Below are 4861 nucleotides of genomic sequence, written 5' to 3'. Positions count from 1 at the left end.
GCTTGTGGCCATCGACGGCAGCAAGTTCAAGGCGGTCAACAACCGCGACCGCAACTTCACCAGCGCCAAGCTTCAGCGGCGAATGGAGGAGATCGAGTCCAGCATCAATCGCTACCTGACTGCACTGGATACCGCTGATCGTCAGGAACCTGCCGTGGCGCAGGTCAAAGCCGAACGTCTCCACGACAAGATAGCGACCTTGAAAACTAAGCTGCAGGAGCTCAAGGAAATCGAGGTTCAGCTCAACGAAACACCGGATAAGCAGATCTCCCTGACCGATCCCGATGCCCGTTCGATGAAGACCCGGGGCAGCGGCGTGGTCGGCTACAACGTGCAGGCGGCGGTCGACGCGAAGCACCACTTGATCGTGACCCACGAAGTAACGAACGATGGGGCTGATCGAGACCAGCTAAGTACAATGGCCAAGCAGGCGCGAGAGGCCATGGGCGTCAAGAAGCTCTCGGCGGTCGCCGACAGAGGGTATTTCAAAGGCGAAGAAATCCTGGCGTGCCATGAGGCTGGAATCACCGTTTTCGTGCCCAAGGCGCTGACCTCGGGAGCGACAGCGGCGGGCCGCTTTGGCAAAGGTGATTTCATCTATGACGCAGCAAAGAACGAGTACCGATGCCCTGCTGGGCAAAGCCTGATCTGGCGATACTCAAGCGTCGAGAAAGGGCTGAAGCTGCACCGCTACTGGAGTTCGCACTGCCAGGGTTGTGCATTGAAAGAGCACTGTACGCCTAGCTCAGAGCGCCGAGTGAGTCGCTGGGAGCATGAGGCAGTGCTCGAGGCGATGCAGAGTCGCCTGGATCAAGCGCCCGAGATGATGCGGATCCGCCGCCAAACGGTTGAGCACCCGTTCGGCACGTTGAAGTCCTGGATGGGCGCCACCCACTTCCTCACCAGAACGCTCGACCGGGTGAGTACCGAGATGAGCCTGCATGTGCTCGCCTACAATCTCAAACGCGTGTTGAACGTGTTGGGCAGCGGTGCCCTGATGGCAGCGATGAAGGCCTGAGGCCTGTTTTACCACTCTGCCGCCCTCCAGCAGGCGCACCGAAGCCGAAAGTGCCATAGCAACCAGAATCACCGATTGCGCCTGAGCGGGCCTTCGGCGGCCTCCTGGACATGAGAAAATCCCCCGGCAGTTGATTGCCATCATTTGCTGCGTTTTTACACGGTCTGGGCCAAGAGCGGCCATTCGGGTAATACTGCTTTTGTGTCTTGATGCATCGGGCAAGCAATTTTTTGGCAATTGACACGCCCCGCTATCGTGATTGCCAAGACAGGTTTCCGTTGCAATGACCAAAGATCAAGGTTGGTATCAACGTGACAGCCATCCATCCCAGGGGGAGCGAGAGTAGTGGCAAGAAACAAAGGCCTTCATTTGCCAGCGGATGGCGGAGAGGCAGAGTACCCCAGGCAGGCACTCTATCGACCTCCGCCACCACAGACCACTCAGCCAGGCTAGATGCCATTGCCCAGCAGCTTTCCGTTAACAGTCTCGCCGTATAGGTTCACGCCATCGTTGGCGTGATACTTGTCGCGAGTCTTCTCTACCGAGCCATCAATCATGCGCGGGTCCTGAGGTCGTTCGTGACTGTTCATGAATGCCGCCACATGCCAGGCTTCTTCATCCGACAAGCTGCCTCCCTTGCCTAGGGGCATGCTCTCCTTTATGAACGCAGCGGCCGTATTGATCCGATGCATGCCTGCGCCCCAATTGAACGAGTCCGCACCCCAAAGCGGCGGGAACACATAATCAGTACCTGACTTCTGCCCTTCGCCGTTCTCTCCATGGCACACCGCGCACTGCGCGGCGTAGACCTGCTTCCCTTTAGCAAGGTCATAGCCACCTTCGGGTTCCGGCACTTCCGGATAGGCGCGGCCTGGCAGCTCCTGAGCGGTCGGTGCGCCAGTCGCGAGCCAGTACGAATAGGCCGAGAGGGCCGCAATGACCGGACCGTCCGCTTCCGGTGCCTTGCCATTCATGCTGAACTGAAAACACCCCTGCAACCGCTCGGCGTAGGTGTTCACCTTGTCGTTCTTCTTCCGGTACGCCGGGTACATGGTGTACGCCGCCCACAGCGGTGCGGAGTTGGCTTTTCGCCCCTGCTCGAGGTGACAGTTGGCGCACGCAAGGCCGTTACCTACATATTCCGGCGCACGGTTTTTTGTATCGACGAAGATGGCGCGGCCTTCCTGTACCAGCTTTCCAAAAGCGTTGTCCGGGAGTTCGCTTTCCTGCGGAGGCTGAAAATACGTGCGGCTGGCGGGTTCTCCTGTGCCGATTCGAATCTGCGACTGATCCTCCATTGCGATGTCGGCCGCATGTGCAGGAATGGCAAGTGCGAACAGCAGCAAGGCGTTTGCGTGAGCTCTCATCTTCCAGCTCCTGTGTCGGTCAAGTTGGCGAAATACGCCGAGACGGCCTTGATCTCGTCCTCGGTGAGGTCACGAGCGATGTGCCCCATCAGGTCGTTGGGATCGTTCTTACGGGTGCCTTGGCGCCAGGCGATCAGCTGCGAGGACAGATACTGGGCGGATTGCCCCGCGAGTGGCGGAAAGGAGTCGCCAACACCCACACCGCTAGGTCCATGACAGGAGACACATTCGGGGATGTTGCGCTCCCATGCGCCACGCAGTGCCAGTGTTTCTCCAAGGCCTTGAGCCGCAGCCGTGCGGCCGATGCGCTCGACGTCGGGTCGCGGCTTGTTGGCGAGCATCGTCGTGACGGCGTCCGCTTCCTCGGGACTCAGGGCTGCAGCGATCGATTGCATGATCGGATTGGAGCGTTCACCGGAAGCGAAATCGGCCAGCTGTCTTTTCATGTAGACGGCGGACAAACCGGCAAGTCGCGGAAATCCGGCTGCGGCCATGCCCTCAGCCTCGGCACCATGGCAGGTGACGCACGCCATCGCGGTAGTATTGGCGCCGCCTTTGCCATAGACAGCGGTCGGATCTGCGGCCTGGGTAGACACGGATATCGCTAAAAGCAGCCCTGCCAGGGGCCAGCGAGAGACGTTCATGTAGCCTCCACATCATTATTATTTTAGGTATCGGCACTGGCCGATTGGTAGCGGCTCAACGCTTCGCGGACAGCGGCCCCATGATCTGATTCAGCGAATCGGGACGAGGAGCACCTTGCTGTTGTTGCAGACGCCCCTCGTCGTCCAGGTAGTAAATTGCCGGCGTTGCCGAGGCCCCCATTTCACCCATCAGCGTCAGGTTTGCCTCGAGCTGTTCATTTACCTTAGGCGAAATGCTTTCGATCGGCTCCAGTTTGCTCGCCTTGCCTGCCGTTTCATGGGCGTTGAGGGCCGCCTGGGGATCCTTCGCAACCAGCAATGCCGCGGCTTTACCTGCGCTGTCCAGCCGTAACATGCCGACCATTACGTGACGAAGCTGAACATCGCCGGCTTCGACCCAGGGCCGTGCCTGTTTCCAGAACATGTTGCAGAACGGGCAGTTCGGATCGGAAAACATGTAGACGATCCGCGGTGCCTCAGCTGCGCCGTCCTGAATCCAGGTACTGCTTTCGAGGCGTTGCCACTTTTCCTTGCCCAGGGGTTCGTACACCAGTTTTTCAAGCGGGGCGCGTGTCAGGTCTTCGCCGCTGGCATCAAGCAAACTGCCGATCAGAACGTGATCACCGTCCGGCGTCAGGTACAGCGCCATGCCCTCGCCGTTATAGCGCGCGGCGTAGCCTTGTAAACCGCCAGGTGCATCAAAGCTGCCGACAACTTTGGCACCGCGGGCTTCAATCGCCTGGATCGCAGGTGGCAGGGTTTGCGCCAGCGCTAGCGGCGCTGGCAGCAAAGCAATGGAGGAAAAGAACAAGGAAATCGGTCGCACAAGATTCATGGCTGAGTATTTACCTCTAGTTGTTCAAGGGCACGCGCCAGGCTGGCGCGAGACAGTTCACCGAGATGGCTGCCAACCTGGCGCCCCTCTGCGTCGTAAAAAAGCGTTGTCGGCAATGCCGAAGACCCGATGCGCTGGCCAAGCCGTCCGCCGCTGTCGAGCAGTACGTTTTCCAGGCCGAGCCCTTCGGCACGGAGGAAGTCAGCGATGAGCCGCTCGCCCTCGCCCTGGTTGACGAAGAGGAAGGTCACGTCGGATTCATTGCGCTGAGCTTCGGCCAGTACCGGCATTTCTCGCCGACACGGCGGGCACCAGGTGGCCCACAGGTTGATGACCAGGGGTTTGCCGACGAAGTCCTGCAAGGCCACCGGCTTGCCCCGGTTATCACGCAGGCCCATCTCGGGGAGGCGCGTGCCCTGCTCGAAAGCATGGAGTGCCAAGGTAGCGAACCCCCAGCTCAGCACACCCACCGCCACGGCCCAACCAAGCGGTTTGCGCAAGGTCCCCTCGCGCCAGGCGAGCCATGTGCCGAGAAGCACAGCGGCCAGCACGCCCGGCCAGGCTATGAAGCCGCCGTCGCGGATATCGATCACGCGCCAGGGCTCATCACGAAAATGCTCGAAGTACACCAGCACGAACGCCAGGCGAGCGACCAGCAATGCCACCAGCAGCAACCTGAACAGCTGCTGCTCGGGATTGCGCTCGCTGCGGCGTCCAACCCACCAGCCGGTCAGCATCGCCAAAAACAGGCTGACCAGCAGCAATACATGCGGAACGGCCAGTGCCAGGGGACCGACATTGATCGTCAACATCAGCCTCGCTCCATGGTTTCGTTCCACTTGCTGAGGAATTGGCTGGCGTCGACCTCACCGGTGATGCGCTGCGAGCGGCGCTCGACGCCGTCCGGGCCGATCAACAGCAGTGTCGGCGGCCCCATGACTTGGTAGCGGTGCAGCAGCGCTCGACTGGCAGGATTGGTTTTCGTCACGTCGGGACG

General features: G+C 60.2%; 5 protein-coding genes and 1 pseudogene. 1 reads left to right on the top strand and 5 read right to left on the bottom strand.

What is annotated here, in order from left to right:
* Window positions 1-1018, top strand: a 1018-nt coding sequence (locus R3355_RS24190; RefSeq protein WP_318963677.1) for an IS1182 family transposase, incomplete at its 5' end; no start/stop codon positions are given.
* A gap of 449 nt (window positions 1019-1467) precedes the next feature.
* Here R3355_RS24190 and R3355_RS24185 read toward each other — a convergent pair.
* The 5 genes and pseudogenes from R3355_RS24185 to R3355_RS24165 form a co-directional block, all read right to left on the bottom strand.
* Window positions 1468-2385: a c-type cytochrome gene (locus R3355_RS24185; RefSeq protein ID WP_318963676.1), complete on the bottom strand. Its 918-nt coding sequence runs from the start codon at window positions 2383-2385 to the stop codon at window positions 1468-1470.
* Window positions 2382-3029, bottom strand: coding sequence for a c-type cytochrome (locus tag R3355_RS24180; RefSeq protein WP_318963675.1), 648 nt, complete (start codon window positions 3027-3029; stop codon window positions 2382-2384). Before R3355_RS24180 ends, R3355_RS24185 begins: the two co-directional genes overlap by 4 nt.
* A 55-nt stretch (window positions 3030-3084) precedes the next feature.
* Complete coding sequence (gene dsbG / locus R3355_RS24175; protein ID WP_318963673.1) at window positions 3085-3864, bottom strand: thiol:disulfide interchange protein DsbG; 780 nt, start codon at window positions 3862-3864, stop codon at window positions 3085-3087.
* Window positions 3861-4676, bottom strand: coding sequence for a TlpA disulfide reductase family protein (locus R3355_RS24170; protein WP_318963672.1), 816 nt, complete (start codon window positions 4674-4676; stop codon window positions 3861-3863). The genes dsbG and R3355_RS24170 overlap by 4 nt, the downstream gene beginning before the upstream one ends.
* A pseudogene (locus R3355_RS24165) lies at window positions 4676-4861 on the bottom strand (thiol:disulfide interchange protein); the annotation flags it as partial. The gene R3355_RS24170 and the pseudogene R3355_RS24165, both read right to left, overlap by 1 nt.

The organism is Pseudomonas sp., assembly GCF_033723075.1.
GTDB lineage: Bacteria > Pseudomonadota > Gammaproteobacteria > Pseudomonadales > Pseudomonadaceae > Aquipseudomonas.
This window is presented reverse-complemented; position numbering and strand designations above follow the sequence as displayed.